A 14,965-nucleotide genomic window follows, 5' to 3' on the forward strand; every position below is an offset into this window, starting at 1 on the left:
AGATATTTAGATAATGAAGCTTCCTCCTCTGCGTGCGGTGCAATATTTCGAGGTAGTGGCCCGGCTGCTCAGCTTCTCCCGTGCCGCCCTTGAACTGAACGTCAGCCAGAGTGCGGTCAGCCACCAGATCCGCCTGCTGGAGGATTTTCTGGGTGAGCGCTTGCTGCTGCGTCAGGGTCGGCTGCTCTCGCTGACGCCGCAGGGGGAGAGCTACTTCGAAGGGATTGCCGCCGGGCTCAGCCAGATTGCCCAAAGCAGCGAACAGCTGCGTGGTGGTGGCGAGATGCGAGTCCGGCTCGCGGTCTACAGCTCGTTTGCGGTGAAGTGGCTGATCCCGCGGTTGGCTGGATTGCGCCAGCTCTACCCCGAGCTGGATTTGAGTCTGGAGATGGTGGCGGAAGACCCCGAACTCTCCGATAGAGTGGCGGACTGCTTTATCACAGTCTCACCCCACGGGCGTGGCTATTGCCACGATCTTATCTATCAGGAGCGGCTCTTTCCGGTCTGTAGTCGCCGCCTGTTGCAGCAGATCAGCGGGGAGTGGCCCGAGGCCATCTGGCAGCTGCCGCTGCTTTCGGTGCAGTCCATTTACAAGGCGCGGGGCGAGGATTGGCAGCGCTGGGCCAAGGCGGGCGGGCTGGTGATCCCGGACGAGGCGCGGATGCACCATTTCAGCCATGTGCTGTTGGCGATGGAGGCGGCGGCCTGGGATCAGGGGGTGGCATTCGTGAATGACTACATGCTGCGGCCCGATGATCCCCAGCTGGTGGCCTTGCCGGTACACCAGCTGGAGACGGGGGATGCCTTCTACTTTACCTGCAAGCGCTCGCGGGCCCATGAGCCCGCCATCAGCCGGTTACGCCAGTGGCTGATGATGGAGACACGCCAGAGCATGCCGTTGTAATTGCTCGGGTTATCAGGCTTTTTTGAACTGGCTCAGTACAAACAGGCTGGTGGCGCAGACGACGACCGAAGGCCCTGCCGGGGTGTCCTGATACCAGGAGAGGGTCAATCCACCCAGCACTGCGAGACAGCCGATCATCGCGGCAAAGCCCGCCATCTGCTCCGGTGTCTGGCTAAAGCGACGGGCGGTGGCGGCAGGGATGATCAGCAGGGAGGTGATGATCAGCGCGCCGACAAACTTCATCGCCACGGCGATCACCAGCCCGATCAGCAGCATCAATACGCAGCGCAGCACATCGACCCGGATCCCCTCTACCCGTGCCAGCTCTTCCGAGATGGTCATGGAGAGCAGGGGATCCCACAGTCGCCACAGGGTGAGCAGTACCAGCGCGCCACCGCCGTAGATCCAGAGCAGATCCATCGGTTGTACCGAGAGCAGGTCGCCGAACAGGTAGGCCATCAGATCCACCCGCACGTTATCCATAAAACTCAAGGTAACCAGACCGAGGGACAGGGCGCTGTGGGCCAGAATGCCGAGCAGGGTATCGGTGGCCACCTGCTGGTTGCGACTCATGATCACCAGCAGCATCGCCATGGCGAGGCAGCAGACCACCACCGCCAGGGTGAGATCGACCTGCAGCAGGATGCCCAGCGCGATGCCGAACAGACAGGCATGGGAGAGGGTGTCGCCAAAATAGGCCATCTTGCGCCATACCACGAAGCTGCCGAGGGGACCGGCCAGCAGGGCGATGCCGAGACCGGCCGCGAGGGCGTATAACAGAAAGCTGTCCACTTGAATGTCCTGTTGCTTGCGCTATTTGCTGTGAGCGTTGTTGCGAGAGGGCAGGCGGATGACGGGAGCCTGCGGTTCATGATGATGGTGTTCGCCGTCGCAGTGGTGATGGTGGGTATAGACCGCCAGCACCTCCTGCTCCGGTCGCCCGAACAGACGGGCAAATTCGGGGTGGCGGGCCACGCTTTCCGGCTCGCCATGACAGCAGACATGGCGATTGAGGCAGATCACCTCGTGGGTGCTGGCCATCACCAGATGCAGATCGTGGGAGACCATCAGCACGGCGCAATTAAATTCGGCGGCGAGTTGGCCGATCAGGGCGTAGAGCTCGATCTGGCCGGTGATATCAACCCCTTGCACCGGCTCATCCAGCACCAGCAGCTCGGGCTTGACCAGCAGGGCGCGGGCCAGCAGCACGCGCTGCATCTCGCCGCCGGAGAGTTTTTGCATCCGGTTTTCCAGCAATCCCTCTGCGCCCACCCGGGTCAGCGCCTCCTCGATGGAGAGGCGGCTATTTTTGCCCAGTTGCAGGAAGCGGCGTACCGTCAGCGGCAGGGTGGGATCCAGATAGAGGCGCTGGGGCACATAGCCGACTCTCAGGTCGCGGCTGCGGGTGATCTTGCCCGAATCTGGTGTGAGCAGACCCAGCACCAGCTTGCTCAGGGTGCTCTTGCCCGCCCCGTTGGGGCCGACTAGCGTGGTGATTTTGCCTTTATTGAGGGTAAAGGAAACCTTGTCGAGCACAGAGCGTCCATCAAACGAGAGAGAGACCTCTTTCAGCTCTACCAGTTGGCTCATGACAACTCCGGGGTTTACAGCCAGTGAGAGTTATAATATAACAAAAAGCGGCTGTTATATTATCACATACTCACCCCCTGACGAGATTCACCAATGAGAATTATTGCGCTTTTCACTGCCCTGCTGGCGGTGAGTTTGCCTGTTCGTGCCATTGAGGTACTGACCACCATCAAGCCCCTTGGCTTCATCGCTGCGGCGATCACTGACGGGGTGAGCGAGCCCAAGGTATTGTTGCCGACCGGTGCTTCTCCCCACGATTTCTCCCTGCGTCCGTCCGATATTCGCAGCATCAACAGTGCCGATCTGGTGGTGTGGGTTGGCCCCGAGCTGGAAGGTTTTATGGCCAAGCCGCTGGCCAACCATCCCCATGCTCTGGCCCTGACTCAGGTTGAGGGGATGCCGCTGTTCAACTACGCGACTCAGGATAGTCACGACTCCCATGACCATGATGATCACGATCATGCCGCCCACGAGCACGGTGACCATGATGAAGGGCATGAGGGACATCATCACGAAGGGGTCGATCCCCATATCTGGCTTGGCCCGACGCAGGCCAAAGTGATTGCCAAGGCGATCGCAAGTGAATTGGGCAAGCTGGATCCGGCCAATCAGGCTCGCTATGACGCCAACCTCGCGGCATTTGATACCAAGGTGGATGCCAAAGACAAGGTGATTGCTGGCCAGATGAAGGCGGTGAATGAGAAGGGGTACTTTGTCTTCCACGAGGCGTATGGCTACTGGGAGCGCCACTACGGCATGAGTTCAAAGGGTCACTTTACCGTGAGCCCTGAGCGTCGCCCGGGCGCCAAGACGCTAGTGGATATTCGCAAGGCACTGGAAGAGAAGCAGGCGAGCTGCATTTATGCCGAGCCGCAATTCTCACCGGCTGTGATCGAATCGGTGGCACGCAATACCGGCGCCAAGGTGCTGTTGCTGGATGAGGTGGGTGAACAGGTACCGCTCGGCCCGGATGGTTATTCCCAATTCATGCAGCAACTGGCAGACGCATTCGCCCAGTGTCGCTGATCGCCTGCTGAGCCTCTCATCCGGAGGGACTATACTGACCTCCAGCATCTGACATGGAGTGTCCGGTATGAAATGGTTGTTGATCCCGCCCTGTACTCTGGCGCTATGTTGCGCCAACGTGCAGGCTTCGCGTCTTTCTGAATATATTGCCAGTCCGGACCTGCGGGCCAAGCTGCAGGAAGTGTATGGTGGCCGGGCCATCCAGCGGGCCGAGGCATTTTCTCGCTTGCTCACCCCCAGAGCGGGTACAACCGACCAGCAGAAGATCGAGCTGGTGAACAACTACTTCAACAATCTCACCTACAGCGAGGATCCCAAGCTGTGGGGGGATGAGGATTACTGGGCCAATCCGCTGGAGTTCATCGGTGCCCGGGGTGGGGATTGCGAGGATTACAGCATCTCCAAGTACTACACCCTGATGGAGCTGGGGGTGGATGAGAAGAAGCTGCGGCTGGCCTACGTCAAGGCTGTGCGTTACAACCAGTTCCACATGGTGACGCTCTACTTCCCGACACCCAAGGCTGACCCACTGGTGCTCGACAACATCAACAGCCGGATCCTGCCGGGTAGCAAGCGAACCGATCTCATCCCTGTCTACAGCTTCGATGCCAAAAGCATCTGGATCATGAAGTCACGGCGAGAAGGGACGCTGGCGGGGAGTGCCGATCGGCTGGCGCAGTGGACATCTATGAAGACCCGCTTCTCCAGCGAGCAACTGCGCTCTCCCCGTCGTCAGCTATAGCTTGCCCGCCGCCTTCAACTCATCGAAATATTTCGCTGCGCCCGGATGCTGCTCAATACTCAGCACCGGGCCGGTTTTATTGCGTGCCCGGTGAAACATATTGGCGTAGCCATAAGTCTGCTCATTGAACTTGGTCTGCTGGGTCAGCATGGCCTTGGTCAGGCGATAGACAGACTCTTCCGGCATGGTGGCATTGGTAACCAGAGTGGCGGCAATGGCAAAGGTGGGCGTCGCCTTCAGATTGCCGGGGTAGATGCGGGCGGGCACCTGACTGCGTTGGTAATATTTGACCCCTTTGAGTAGCTGATCCCGGGTGGCCCCATCGATGGGGAGGAAACTGACCGCGCAACGTTTGGCGGTGTCGAGCACAATCCGGTTAGGGTGTCCCATCACCAGTGCAAATGCGTCGATCTGCTTGCTGCAGAGCGCATCCGGCAGGTTGGCCATGCTTTTCAGATCGAGATCCTGCTCTTTCGCTCCCAAGATGTTGAACAGGGTCAGCGCCGTCTGGCGGGTTCCCGAGTTCTTCAACCCCATGTCGATGGGGGCGAGCTTGAGCTGTTCCAGTGACGTGATATCGCCATCGGCACGAATCACTATGGTGAAGGGCTCGGCATGGGTGGCAAACAGGGCGCGCAGCTCAGGTTGCGGCTGGGTGGTAAAAGGGCCCAAGCCCTGGCTTGCCTGATATAGCCAGTCTGACTGCACCATGGCGTAGGAGGTCTCGCCACTCTTCAGCCGCGTCAGGTTTTCTATTGAACCCGATGAGCTCTGTAATGTGCACGCAAGTTGCTCATCGACCTCATGGGCCAGACGGCAAAACTCTTTGGTTATCTGGTGATAAATCCCCTGCTCACCCCCGGTGGTGAGAGTGACGGTTTCAGCCATCAGGCCGGGTTGCCACAGCAGGGGCAACAGCATGGCGAGCTTCTTCATGATTGCGCCTCCTTGGCATAACCATCGATACCCCAGGTCCGCAGTTTGTCGATGTCGCGACACTCTCCCGATTCTGCCAGCAGGGTATAACCGGCGGCATGCATGGTCTGGGAGAGCAGATTCCAGTAGAGCGGCGCATCGGTCATCTGACAGCTGATAAAGATGGGATTGAGCGGGTCAAGTTGATTGAAGGTATCCGCATTGAGGGGAATGGTGCTGAAGGCGAGCTCACACCCCTGTTCCTGCAACGCAGCCAATGTGGCTTGGCCATGGGCCGGGAATGTGGCTACATCCCAGCGCCAATCCAGTGTCTTGCCGCGACCCTGGCTTAGCAGAGGTGCGATTTCTGACCATTGCGGATGATTGAGCAGGGAGAGGGGCAGCAAGACCCCTTCTATATGAGAGCGCTGCCACTGTTGCAGGGCGCTCTGGATGGTTGCGAGATCGCTGTCGGCACCGAGGGGCTGACTGGGCAAGAAACGCTGATAGAGCGCGATCTCCCCTTGTGTGGAGACAAATTTTTGCAGTTGCCCGCCTTCCGGCAGCGGGCTCACTCCTTGCAGCGGCTGTGGGGTCGTCAGTGGCAGCTGTTTTCCCAGCTGGGTGATTTTGAGTCGTTGTTGCAGCAGATCCCGTTTGCGTTCGGAAACCAATTGGTTGATGGAAAGTGCCACTTCTTTGAGGTCTTGCAACCAGGGAGTGGGCAGGGTGCTGTTGAACTGGTGTTTGCGGATACGGATCAGCTGCAGGTTGATCTGCTCCAGGGGCTGCAGCAGGCGTTTGCACACCAGGGAGATGATCAGGGTAAATACGACGAGGCCCGCCAGCAGCGCCAGACCGGTGCGACTGATGGCATTCCACAGATGCTGATAGGCGTAGCCGCTATGTCCTTCAAGGGTCAGAGTTCCCAGCATGCGCCAGCCATCGGTCAATTCTTGCTCAATCTTGACGGGGGGCATGCCGATAACCGAGGGAAGCCAGCCGGGGACATTTTGCTGGGTAGAGTGGAAGACCTTCTGAAACAGCAACTGGCCATCAGGATCGATCAGGGTGACCGAGCTGACGAAGCCGCCATCGAACATGGCATTGACGATGGTCTCGGCCAGCACATTGTCGTCATTGAGCAGGGTTCCTTGCAGCACCAGCCCGAGAGCGGTGATGGCGGTTTCCAGGTTGGCTGACATCTGGTCGAGGATGGATTGGCGGACCGTCGTGACTTCCAGTGCAAACAGCAGCGCTGCACCGATCAGGAACAGGACGACAATTATTCTGATTAACAGTTTTGCTAACGACATATCCACTCCATGGAAAAGTTATCGCAACATTTCAGGTTTCTATTCAGTATCGAATCCGACCCGGTTCTTAAAAATAGGAAAAAATGGTTAAAAAAGACGATCATTTCTGCCCATCCGGGCGGGTTATGCATAAAATGTGAGGTTCATGCAGATTGTGATGAACTATTTGTAACTATTTGTGTCCAACAAACAGTTTTATACGGTTTTGTCACAACTGACATCGCAACTCACACTCTTTAGATCTAAATACAGGATAGCGGATGAAACGTCTCCGTCCCTTGGTAGTACAGGCTGCCAATTGGGAACCACCGGTTCCCCGCAAACACTTTTACGCCATGCTGATGCTGACGGCCATGACCTTGTCAGCAGTGGCATTATTGCCAGCTCCGGGTGACATCCTCGAGCGGCCGCTGCGTCTTGAGTTGCCCATTGATACCGCAGGTACGGCAACCAACGAAAACAACACCGACTTTAACGAAATTCCCGATCACGAACTGGTTGATCAGAGTGCGCCGGATGACGACATCCCGGTCGACACCACCCCCCAGTGGCAGGATTACCGGGTCCGCAACGGCGAAAACCTGACAGCCATTTTTAACAATCTCGGTCTCTCCACCACCACCCTCTACAAGGTGCTGGACGCGGACAACAAGAACTATCTGGCGCGCCTCAAGCCGGGCCAGAATATCGAGCTGCTGATCGATCAGGACAACATCCTGCAGCAACTCAAAATCCGCCTGAACATCAAGCAGACGCTGGTGATGGCACGCAGCGATGATGCCTATACCGCCTCCATGATCAATGAGAAGGTCGAGTGGCAACCGCAGCGTTACAACGGCGTGATCAACGGCAGCTTCTATGTCAGTGCCCGCAATGCGGGGATTCCGGCCAACCATATCCAGAAAATTGCCAACCTGTTCCAGTGGCGAATGAATTTCGCCAAGGATCTGCAGAAGGGCGACAAGTTCAAAGTGCTGGTACGCCAGGAGACGGTGGAAGGCAAGAGCACTGGCAACAGCCAGCTGCTGGGTGTGGAAGTGACCAGCCAGGGCAAGACGGTGTCGGCCTGGCTCTCCGATGACGGCAACTATTACGACGGTCAGGGCAACAGTCTGGAGCGCGGATTCCGCCGCTACCCGACCCACAGCCGCTATCGGATCAGCTCCAACTTCAACCCGGCGCGCAAACATCCGGTAACCGGTATGGTGCGTCCTCACGAGGGCACTGACTTTGCGGTGCCGGTGGGCACGCCAGTGCTGGCGACTGGCGATGGTATCGTCCAGAAGGCAACCAGCCACCCGCTGGCGGGTACCTATATCGTCATCAAGCATGGCCGTACTCTCTCTACCCGTTATCTGCACCTGAGCAAGCTGCTGGTCAAAACCGGTCAGCGAGTGAAGATGGGCGACAAGATCGGCCTCTCCGGCAACACAGGTCGCTCGACCGGTGCTCACCTGCACTACGAGCTGCGGATCAACAACCGCCCGGTCAATGCCATGACCGCCAAGCTGCCGATGGCTGAACCGCTCAGCGGCAAGGAGCGTCGTCAGTTCCTTGCCAAGGTGAAGAGCTACCGCAAGGAGCTGGCAGCGGGTTGATTCCTGTCGTCACAGCCTGAAATGAAAGGCCCCGCCAGATTGGCGGGGCCTTTTTACATGCGCAGTGACGGTCAATAACCCTTGTCGAAGTCGATTTTGCCATCCAGTGGCTGGCCATCGATAAAGCGGATGTAGTTGCGCACAAAGATCTGGGCCACATCATCCGGGAAGCTGTAGGCGCTGTTGTGGGGGGTGACGATGAGGTTGGGTTGGCCCCACAATGGACTGTCGGCGGGCAGCGGCTCCTGCTCGAACACATCCAGCACCGCCATCGCCAGCTTGCCGGTACGCAGTGCGGTGAGCAAATCGCCCGAGTGCACGGCGCTGCCACGACCGACGTTGAACAGGATGGCGCCCGGTTTGCAGTGTTCGAAGCGGGCGGCATTGAACAGATGACGGGTATCGCGGGTGGCTGGCAGCACGCTGACGATGACATCGGCCTGCGCCAGCATCTTGTTGAGCGCAGGTAGCTGATAAACCTGATCAAACCCGGCCCGCTCCCGACCGCTGCGGCTGATGCCCAGCACCTTCATGCCAAAATGTTTGCCGGTGTGGGCGATATGCTGGCCAATGCTGCCGGTCCCCAGGATCAGCATGGTGCGCCCCTTGAGACCCTGATAGGGGTGGCTTTGCCACAGTCGCTGTTTCTGCTGCTCCCGATAAAGGGGAATTTGGCGCATCAGGCTGAGCAGATGACCAAAGACATACTCGCTCATCAGTGGGCCGAAGATGCCGCGGACATTGGTGAGCTGATAGTCGCGGCGACTGTCAGGGTCGAGCAGCACATCGACTCCCGCATAGGTGGACTGGAACCAGCTCAGCTTGTTGGCTTTGGGCAGCAGCGGTTTGGCACGGGCCGGTTCGGCCATCAGAATATGGGCTTCGCCGATCAGCTTCTCGGCATCGCTCTGGTTATCGGCCCGCAGAATGCGCAGATGGGGGAGGTTGGCGGCCTTGAGCAGCCGTTCGTAGTGAGCATTATCCTGGCTGAGCAAAAGAAGGGTACGTTGGCTCATACTCTTGTTCCTTATCAGAATTTGCGGCGCAACAAGATGCCGCTCTCGACCCATCTTACCTGACTTCATATCGCAACATAGCCGACCAGGGCGCTTTTTCGTTTTCGCCGCGCGCCTCGTGGGCTACAATCTGCCCCACATTTTGCAAAGGATCCGACTCCAGTGTTTGGTGACAAGTTTTATAAGCGACTGGCCGAGCTACAGCCTTGGCAACAGACCGTCTACACCCTGGCGCTGGCAGAGCGCATGTACCCCAACTATGCCCTGTTCTGTCAGGCCTCCGGCTTTGGCAATGCTGGCGCTTTCCGGCATGCGCTGGATCAGATGTGGGTCTACCTCACCGTCAAGGGATCCCGGGTCAATCTGGGGGCCATTCTCGAAGAGTTCGAGTCTCACATTCCGGATCCCCGCAAGTTTGAATCCTACGGCGCCTATCCCGCGCTGGATGCCTGTGTTGCGCTGGGCTGCGCCTATAACTCGGTGATCTGCCGGGTCGGCGAAGAGGCCAACGATGCCAGCCATGCGTCAGTCGGTACTGTGGCCGGTTTTATCGAGCTGCTGGAAGAGCGGGATCTGACCGAAGAGGAGCTCTACGAGCACGAGTACATGGAAGCCGAGCTGGAGTTCCAGGTCGAGCTGCTCAAGCGGGTTGCTCATGAGCGCGACAGCGATCGTATCCTGGCCATCAGAGTATTCGCCTCTCAGGATGGCGTCTCCAATATCGGGATCAGCCTGGAAGAGTAATTCTCTGCGGCCCCTGATCGAAAAAAGCTCCCGTTCGGGAGCTTTTTCATATGAGCTGCAGCTCTGCCTGTCGTTGGTTTTTATAGGCGCATCTCTCCCTTTCCGGCATAGTGGTCGTACCAAGTACAAGGAGAGACTCATGTTCCTGCTGACCCTGGGGGTTGCGCTGTTTACCCTGATCCATCTCTACCCCTGTTTTGCGGTGGCCCATCGGGCGCGGCTGCGCGAGCGGCTGGGTGAGAATCGCTACAAGGGGCTCTTCTCCCTGCTGGTGTTTGTCGCCATCGCCTGCATCATCGCCGGTTGGCGCTCGGCCAGCTCGCTGCCGCTCTACTTCCTGCCGGAGTGGGGGCCGATGACCATGACGGTGATGATGCCCTTTGCGCTGATCCTCTTTTTCTCCGGCCAGGGGCCCAACCATCTGCGCCGCTGGCTGGTGCATCCCCAACTGCTCGGTACCCTGCTCTGGGCGGTGGCCCATCTGCTGGTCAACAGCGAGGCGCGATCTCTGGTGCTGTTTGGCGGCATCGGGCTGTGGGCGCTGGTGAGCATGGTCTGGATTTCGGTGCGGGACTGGCAGCGATATCCCCGCCCGGCGGCCAACTGGACGGGCACCGGCATCAGCGTCGGGGCGGGCCTGGCTGCCACCGCGCTGCTGGTGTTCTGGGGCCACGGCTGGCTGACCGGCATTCCCTTGCATTGAGAGTGAACTGCGGCTCTGGTAACCGCGTATGATGGACAAAACAAAAGGAGTCTTGGCGATGAAATGGTTCACTCTGTTGCTGTTATTGGGGGCTGGCGCGGCCTCTGCGGCGTGCCCCGATTATTTCAATGTGGAGATGCGGGAGCTAAACAACTCTCAGCGCCACAACCTCTGTCAGCTGACCGAGGGCAAGGTGGTACTGGTGGTTAATACCGCCTCCTATTGCGGCTACAGCGGCCAGTTCCGCGATCTGGAGAAGCTCTACCAGAGCTACAAGGATAAGGGGCTGATTATTCTGGGTTTTCCCTCCAACGATTTCTGGCAGGAGGCGGGCAACGAGACCAAGACTGCCGAGGTGTGTCGCCGCGACTATGGCGTCACCTTCCCGATGTTCAATCGGGTAGCGGTGCGGGGCTCCGATGCTGTGCCACTGTTCAAGGGGCTGGCGGCGGCCGCTGACGGGGATGAGCCGAACTGGAACTTCCACAAGTATCTGGTGGGTCGCGATGGCAAGCTGATCGCCAGCTACGGCGCCAACCAGAATCCGGCTGACGACCCCCTCAAACTGCAGATCACCCGGGCGCTGGGGCTCTGACCCTACCCCTTGGCGGGCGGCTCTGGAATAATGGGCTCCCGCCACTTAATCCGGTTATCCTGTGCTGCAACGTCTTCCTCAAATGGTGATCTTCGATGCGCTGGTGCGTGAGCAGGGGATCTCTGCCGCCGCCCGTCGTCTCGGGGTCTCCAAATCCCATATCAGCAAGCAGCTGGCGCTGCTGGAGACCACCCTTGGCGCCCAGCTGGTGCAGCGCACCACCCGCCGCTTCGTCCTGACCGAGCTGGGTCAGGAGTATGCCCGTCACTGTCATACGCTGGTGGCGGTGGCGCAGGAGGCGGACTCCATGATCGCCGAGCGGCGTGGCAAGGTGAGCGGCGTGCTCCATCTCGGGGTGGGCCAATCTTTTGGCCGTCTGCACGTCATTCCTCATCTCAAGGCGTTTCAGGATCGCTATCCCGAGTTGGAGCTGGAGGTCTCGCTGTTCGACCACAGAACCAATCTGGTGGATGAAGGGCTGGATCTCTGGCTCACCACCTATGAGGACAAGCCGGAAGGGCTGGTGGGACAGCGGCTGGCCGACATTGGCTTCGTGGTGGCGGCTTCGCCGGATTACCTGCTGAGCCACGGCACGCCGCTCCATCCCAAGGATCTGTCCCAGCACAACTGCATCACTTACCAGAGTCGGGAGCGGCGCTATCACCAGTGGTCGTTTCGCCAGGGCAAGGAGCGCCAGACGGTGCAGGTGGCGGGCAACTATCGGGTGGATATGGCGGAGGCAGTGCGGGATGCGGCACTGGCCGGGCTCGGCATCGCCTATATCGCCAACTACTTGCTGGACAAGGAGTTGCAGAGCGGCAAGCTGATCCCGGTGTTGCCAGGGTGGCGACCGAACCAGCAGATGGCGGTACACGCCGTTTATGCCCGGCGCGAACATCTGGATCCCAAGATCCGTCTCTTCATCGATTTTCTCAAGGCCCGCTTTGGTCCCGAACCCTATTGGGAGCAGCGACTGGCCCCCTGGCTCGGGGGTAAATTGTCCGGCGGTGAGGAATGATTGTTTCCATATAAGAACTCTTGATTTCTTTTGATACTAAAATCGAACCAAATCAGCCAGTTGGCGCAACCGATATCGTGCAAACGTTTTTTCTAACAGAGCTGTAACCAAGCGGACTTGCAGTGACGGGGTGAGAGGCGCAGAATCCGCGCCCATCTTTTGCCCCACCTGATGGAGTCCCTATGATTGCCCTGCTCGGCATCTTGAGTATCCTGGCGCTTGCCGTCATCTGCTCTGATAATCGTCGTCGTATCCCGTTGCGAACAGTTGGCCTTGCCCTCTGCTTGCAAATCATGTTTGCCGGTTTGGTGCTCTGGTTGCCTGCCGGTCAGCATGTGCTGAACGGGGTCAGCGAGAGCGTAAGTAGCGTGATCGGTTATGGTCAGGAGGGGATCGCCTTCCTGTTCGGCGATCTGGCCAAGTTCAAGCTGGGCTTCATCTTTGCCTTCAACGTGTTGCCGGTCATCATCTTTTTCTCTGCGGTGATCGCCATCCTCTACCACATCGGTATCATGCCGCGGGTGATCGCCCTGCTGGGTGGTGGCTTGCAGAAGCTGCTGGGTACCGGCCGTGCCGAGAGCCTCTCCGCGACAGCCAATATCTTCGTCGGCATGGTGGAAGCGCCGCTGGTGGTCAAACCCTACCTCTCCAAGATGTCCGACTCCCAATTCTTCGCTGTGATGAGCTGTGGTCTCGCCTCTGTCGCCGGTGGCACCCTGGTGGGCTATGCCAGCCTCGGGGTTGAACTGAAATACCTGATCGCGGCAGCCTTCATGTCGGCCCCTGCCGGTCTGGCGATGGCCAAAATCCTGGTGCCGCCGGGAGCTGAAGAGGTCGATCACCATCAGGATGTGGAGATCCCCCGCGCCACCAACGTGATTGAAGCGGCGGCCGATGGCGCCATGTCCGGCCTCAATATCGCGGTGGCGGTCGGTGCCACCCTGCTGGCTTTCGTTGGTGTGATTGCCATGCTGAATGGCCTGCTCGGCTGGGCTGGCGGTCTGGTAGGACTGGACCTGAGCTTCCAGATCATTCTGGGCTGGCTGTTTGCCCCCGTCTCCTGGCTGATCGGTGTGCCCTGGGATCAGGCGCAAGCCGCTGGCGCCCTGATCGGTACCAAGATCGTGGTCAACGAGTTCGTCGCCTTTATCGGTCTGGTGCAGGATCAGACCCTGAGCGAGTCGAGCAAGGCCATCGTGACCTTCGCCCTGTGCGGCTTTGCCAACATCTCCTCAATGGCGATCCTGATCGGCGGTCTGGGCTCCATGGTGCCGGAGCGCAAATCCTTCATCGCCCGTTACGGCATGCGCGCCATTCTCTCCGGCGTGCTGGCGAACCTGATGAGCGCCTGTCTGGCCGGTCTGTTCCTCGCCCTGTAACAGTCGCTGTACGGAATAGATGTAACAAGGGCGCCCTGATGGCGCCCTTGTCATATGGATAAAATGAAGCCCCTACCTTGGTCGGGGCTTCTTGTTGCTGCTCAGTCGACGTAGAAGGTCTGCTGGAAGCTGAGGTTCTGTTGCTGCCCGCCGCCCATGATCTTCAGGGTGAACTGATAGGTATCTTCGTTGCGGTAGGGGAGGGTCGCCAGATAGTAGATAGCATCGCCCTCTTTTACCTCCTGAAAGTTCAGGGTGCGGATGGTGCCGGTCAGGTTCTTGGCCTCACCGGTGATCCCCACGGCTTGCGCCACTTTCTGCTTGTCCTGTACCGCGATATTGATGATGGCGTTATAGCGACTGCGCTCCAGTCCATACGCCTTGGCGACCTCGGGGGTGAGGAAGCTGGAGTTGAAGGCGTTGTAGTGCACCAACCAGGGGCCCAGCTCCTTCATCTGTTCTGCCTTGAGCGGCAGGGTCATCAGCAGTGCCAGCAGGCCACTCATCCAGGCTGTTTTCATCTGTCATCCCTCTCATATCTACGGTTGGCGCAGGCCGATTCATTCAGCCTTGCGTGTCATTCAGCAGCGCACTCACTTCTTGCGGCAACTGTTTGGGGCTGTCGATGGCGACGGTTTTGTGTCGCCCCAGCTCGCCCCGCACTATGGTTACCTGGCCCTTGGCCACCTTGAACTGCTTGGCCAGAAACTTGATCAGATGGCTGTTGGCCTGGCCATCGACAGGCGGCGCCGTGATGGCCACTTTCAGCTCTTCGCCATGCAATCCGATGATCTGATCCCGACTCGCCTTGGGTTGGATCACCAGATGCAGTACCAGTTCATCCCCTTGTTGCAGGACGGCTGGCATCAAATCATCCACCACAGCTGGCCGAACAGGTCACCCAGCAGGTAGTTGATGGCTTGCAGGCCGATAAAGGCGACCAGCACCGAGAGATCCAGTCCGCCCAGTGCCGGCAGTACGCGGCGGATAGGGGCGAGGAACGGCTCGGTCAGCTGATGCATCACGTATTCGATGGGGTTGCGGCCCTGGCTGACCCAGCTCAGGATGGCGCGGATCAGCAGTACCCAGAAGATCATCGAGCCTGCTTTTTTCAGTACGGTCAGCGCAGCAAACAGGCTGATGCTGAGCCAGTCCGCCAGCAGCACGTTCATGCTCTTGAGCAGGGCCAGCTTGGCGAAGGCGATGGCCAGCGCCAGCATTACGGAAGCGAGATCGATGCCGCCAAAGCCCGGGATAACGCGGCGCAGCGGGATCACCAGCGGATTGGTCAGCTTGACCACCATCTGGCTCATCGGGTTGTAGAAGTCGGCACGGGCCCACTGCAGCCAGACGCGCAGCAGGATCACCATCAGGTAGAGATCGAAAACGGTGTTAATCAGAAAGTAAGCAGTGTTCATC

Annotated in this window: 17 protein-coding genes; 9 read left to right on the plus strand and 8 right to left on the minus strand. The window is 58.8% G+C overall.

Annotated elements, in window-relative coordinates; translation table 11 throughout:
• Positions 1-13: 13 nt before the first annotated feature.
• Complete coding sequence (locus ACTG2B_RS02970; RefSeq protein ID WP_042052463.1) at positions 14-904, plus strand: LysR substrate-binding domain-containing protein; 891 nt, start codon at positions 14-16, stop codon at positions 902-904.
• A 12-nt stretch (positions 905-916) separates the two neighbouring features.
• On the opposite strand, the gene znuB is transcribed toward ACTG2B_RS02970, so the two are convergent.
• Positions 917-1,696: a zinc ABC transporter permease subunit ZnuB gene (gene znuB / locus ACTG2B_RS02975; RefSeq protein ID WP_439995183.1), complete on the minus strand. Its 780-nt coding sequence runs from the start codon at positions 1,694-1,696 to the stop codon at positions 917-919.
• 21 nt (positions 1,697-1,717) lie between these two features.
• A complete protein-coding gene (gene znuC, locus ACTG2B_RS02980) occupies positions 1,718-2,494 on the minus strand; it encodes a zinc ABC transporter ATP-binding protein ZnuC (protein ID WP_005363049.1) in 777 nt (258 codons plus the stop codon).
• A 93-nt stretch (positions 2,495-2,587) separates the two neighbouring features.
• Between znuC and znuA the strand changes: the two genes are divergently transcribed.
• Positions 2,588-3,520 carry a zinc ABC transporter substrate-binding protein ZnuA gene (znuA, locus tag ACTG2B_RS02985; protein ID WP_139437024.1) on the plus strand — a complete coding sequence of 311 codons (933 nt, stop codon included), beginning with the start codon at positions 2,588-2,590 and terminating at the stop codon, positions 3,518-3,520.
• 67 nt (positions 3,521-3,587) lie between these two features.
• Complete coding sequence (locus tag ACTG2B_RS02990; protein ID WP_429201422.1) at positions 3,588-4,262, plus strand: transglutaminase-like cysteine peptidase; 675 nt, start codon at positions 3,588-3,590, stop codon at positions 4,260-4,262.
• Here ACTG2B_RS02990 and ACTG2B_RS02995 read toward each other — a convergent pair.
• Together ACTG2B_RS02995 and ACTG2B_RS03000 are read right to left on the minus strand one after the other, a co-directional pair.
• Positions 4,257-5,198: a TAXI family TRAP transporter solute-binding subunit gene (locus tag ACTG2B_RS02995; RefSeq protein ID WP_429201424.1), complete on the minus strand. Its 942-nt coding sequence runs from the start codon at positions 5,196-5,198 to the stop codon at positions 4,257-4,259. The two genes, ACTG2B_RS02990 and ACTG2B_RS02995, sit on opposite strands and share 6 nt — an antisense overlap.
• On the minus strand, positions 5,195-6,493 hold the full coding sequence (locus tag ACTG2B_RS03000; protein WP_429201426.1) for a LapD/MoxY N-terminal periplasmic domain-containing protein: 1,299 nt from the start codon (positions 6,491-6,493) through the stop codon (positions 5,195-5,197). Before ACTG2B_RS03000 ends, ACTG2B_RS02995 begins: the two co-directional genes overlap by 4 nt.
• Positions 6,494-6,753: 260 nt before the next feature.
• On the opposite strand from ACTG2B_RS03000, the gene mepM reads away from it, so the two are divergent.
• Complete coding sequence (mepM, locus tag ACTG2B_RS03005; protein WP_005354854.1) at positions 6,754-8,091, plus strand: murein DD-endopeptidase MepM; 1,338 nt, start codon at positions 6,754-6,756, stop codon at positions 8,089-8,091.
• A 71-nt stretch (positions 8,092-8,162) separates the two neighbouring features.
• On the opposite strand, the gene ACTG2B_RS03010 is transcribed toward mepM, so the two are convergent.
• The gene (locus ACTG2B_RS03010; protein WP_005363043.1) at positions 8,163-9,107 is read right to left on the minus strand and encodes a D-2-hydroxyacid dehydrogenase; all 945 of its coding nucleotides are present in this window, start codon (positions 9,105-9,107) and stop codon (positions 8,163-8,165) included.
• A gap of 162 nt (positions 9,108-9,269) precedes the next feature.
• Between ACTG2B_RS03010 and ACTG2B_RS03015 the strand changes: the two genes are divergently transcribed.
• The 5 genes from ACTG2B_RS03015 (at position 9,270) to ACTG2B_RS03035 (ending at position 13,546) form a co-directional block, all read left to right on the plus strand.
• Positions 9,270-9,851, plus strand: a complete 582-nt coding sequence (locus ACTG2B_RS03015; protein ID WP_005335839.1) for a YjaG family protein — start codon at positions 9,270-9,272, stop codon at positions 9,849-9,851.
• A gap of 139 nt (positions 9,852-9,990) precedes the next feature.
• Positions 9,991-10,554, plus strand: a complete 564-nt coding sequence (locus ACTG2B_RS03020; RefSeq protein WP_042084306.1) for an NnrU family protein — start codon at positions 9,991-9,993, stop codon at positions 10,552-10,554.
• Between the two features lie 58 nt (positions 10,555-10,612).
• On the plus strand, positions 10,613-11,149 hold the full coding sequence (locus ACTG2B_RS03025; protein WP_005340333.1) for a glutathione peroxidase: 537 nt from the start codon (positions 10,613-10,615) through the stop codon (positions 11,147-11,149).
• 82 nt (positions 11,150-11,231) lie between these two features.
• Positions 11,232-12,167: a LysR family transcriptional regulator gene (locus ACTG2B_RS03030; RefSeq protein ID WP_439996903.1), complete on the plus strand. Its 936-nt coding sequence runs from the start codon at positions 11,232-11,234 to the stop codon at positions 12,165-12,167.
• Positions 12,168-12,349: 182 nt separating this feature from the next.
• On the plus strand, positions 12,350-13,546 hold the full coding sequence (locus tag ACTG2B_RS03035; protein WP_005348874.1) for a NupC/NupG family nucleoside CNT transporter: 1,197 nt from the start codon (positions 12,350-12,352) through the stop codon (positions 13,544-13,546).
• 101 nt (positions 13,547-13,647) lie between these two features.
• On the opposite strand, the gene ACTG2B_RS03040 is transcribed toward ACTG2B_RS03035, so the two are convergent.
• Genes ACTG2B_RS03040 through ACTG2B_RS03050 form a run of 3 tightly spaced genes read right to left on the minus strand, consistent with a single transcriptional unit; the run spans position 13,648 to position 14,964 of the window.
• Complete coding sequence (locus ACTG2B_RS03040) at positions 13,648-14,067, minus strand: DUF4426 domain-containing protein (protein WP_005340339.1); 420 nt, start codon at positions 14,065-14,067, stop codon at positions 13,648-13,650.
• 43 nt (positions 14,068-14,110) lie between these two features.
• The gene (yggU, locus tag ACTG2B_RS03045) at positions 14,111-14,413 is read right to left on the minus strand and encodes a DUF167 family protein YggU (protein ID WP_021230942.1); all 303 of its coding nucleotides are present in this window, start codon (positions 14,411-14,413) and stop codon (positions 14,111-14,113) included.
• On the minus strand, positions 14,413-14,964 hold the full coding sequence (locus ACTG2B_RS03050) for a YggT family protein (protein ID WP_439995184.1): 552 nt from the start codon (positions 14,962-14,964) through the stop codon (positions 14,413-14,415). Before ACTG2B_RS03050 ends, yggU begins: the two co-directional genes overlap by 1 nt.
• Position 14,965: the final 1 nt, after the last annotated feature.

The organism is Aeromonas sp. 30P (assembly GCF_051919805.1).
In the GTDB taxonomy this organism is placed as follows: Bacteria; Pseudomonadota; Gammaproteobacteria; order Enterobacterales; family Aeromonadaceae; genus Aeromonas; species Aeromonas veronii.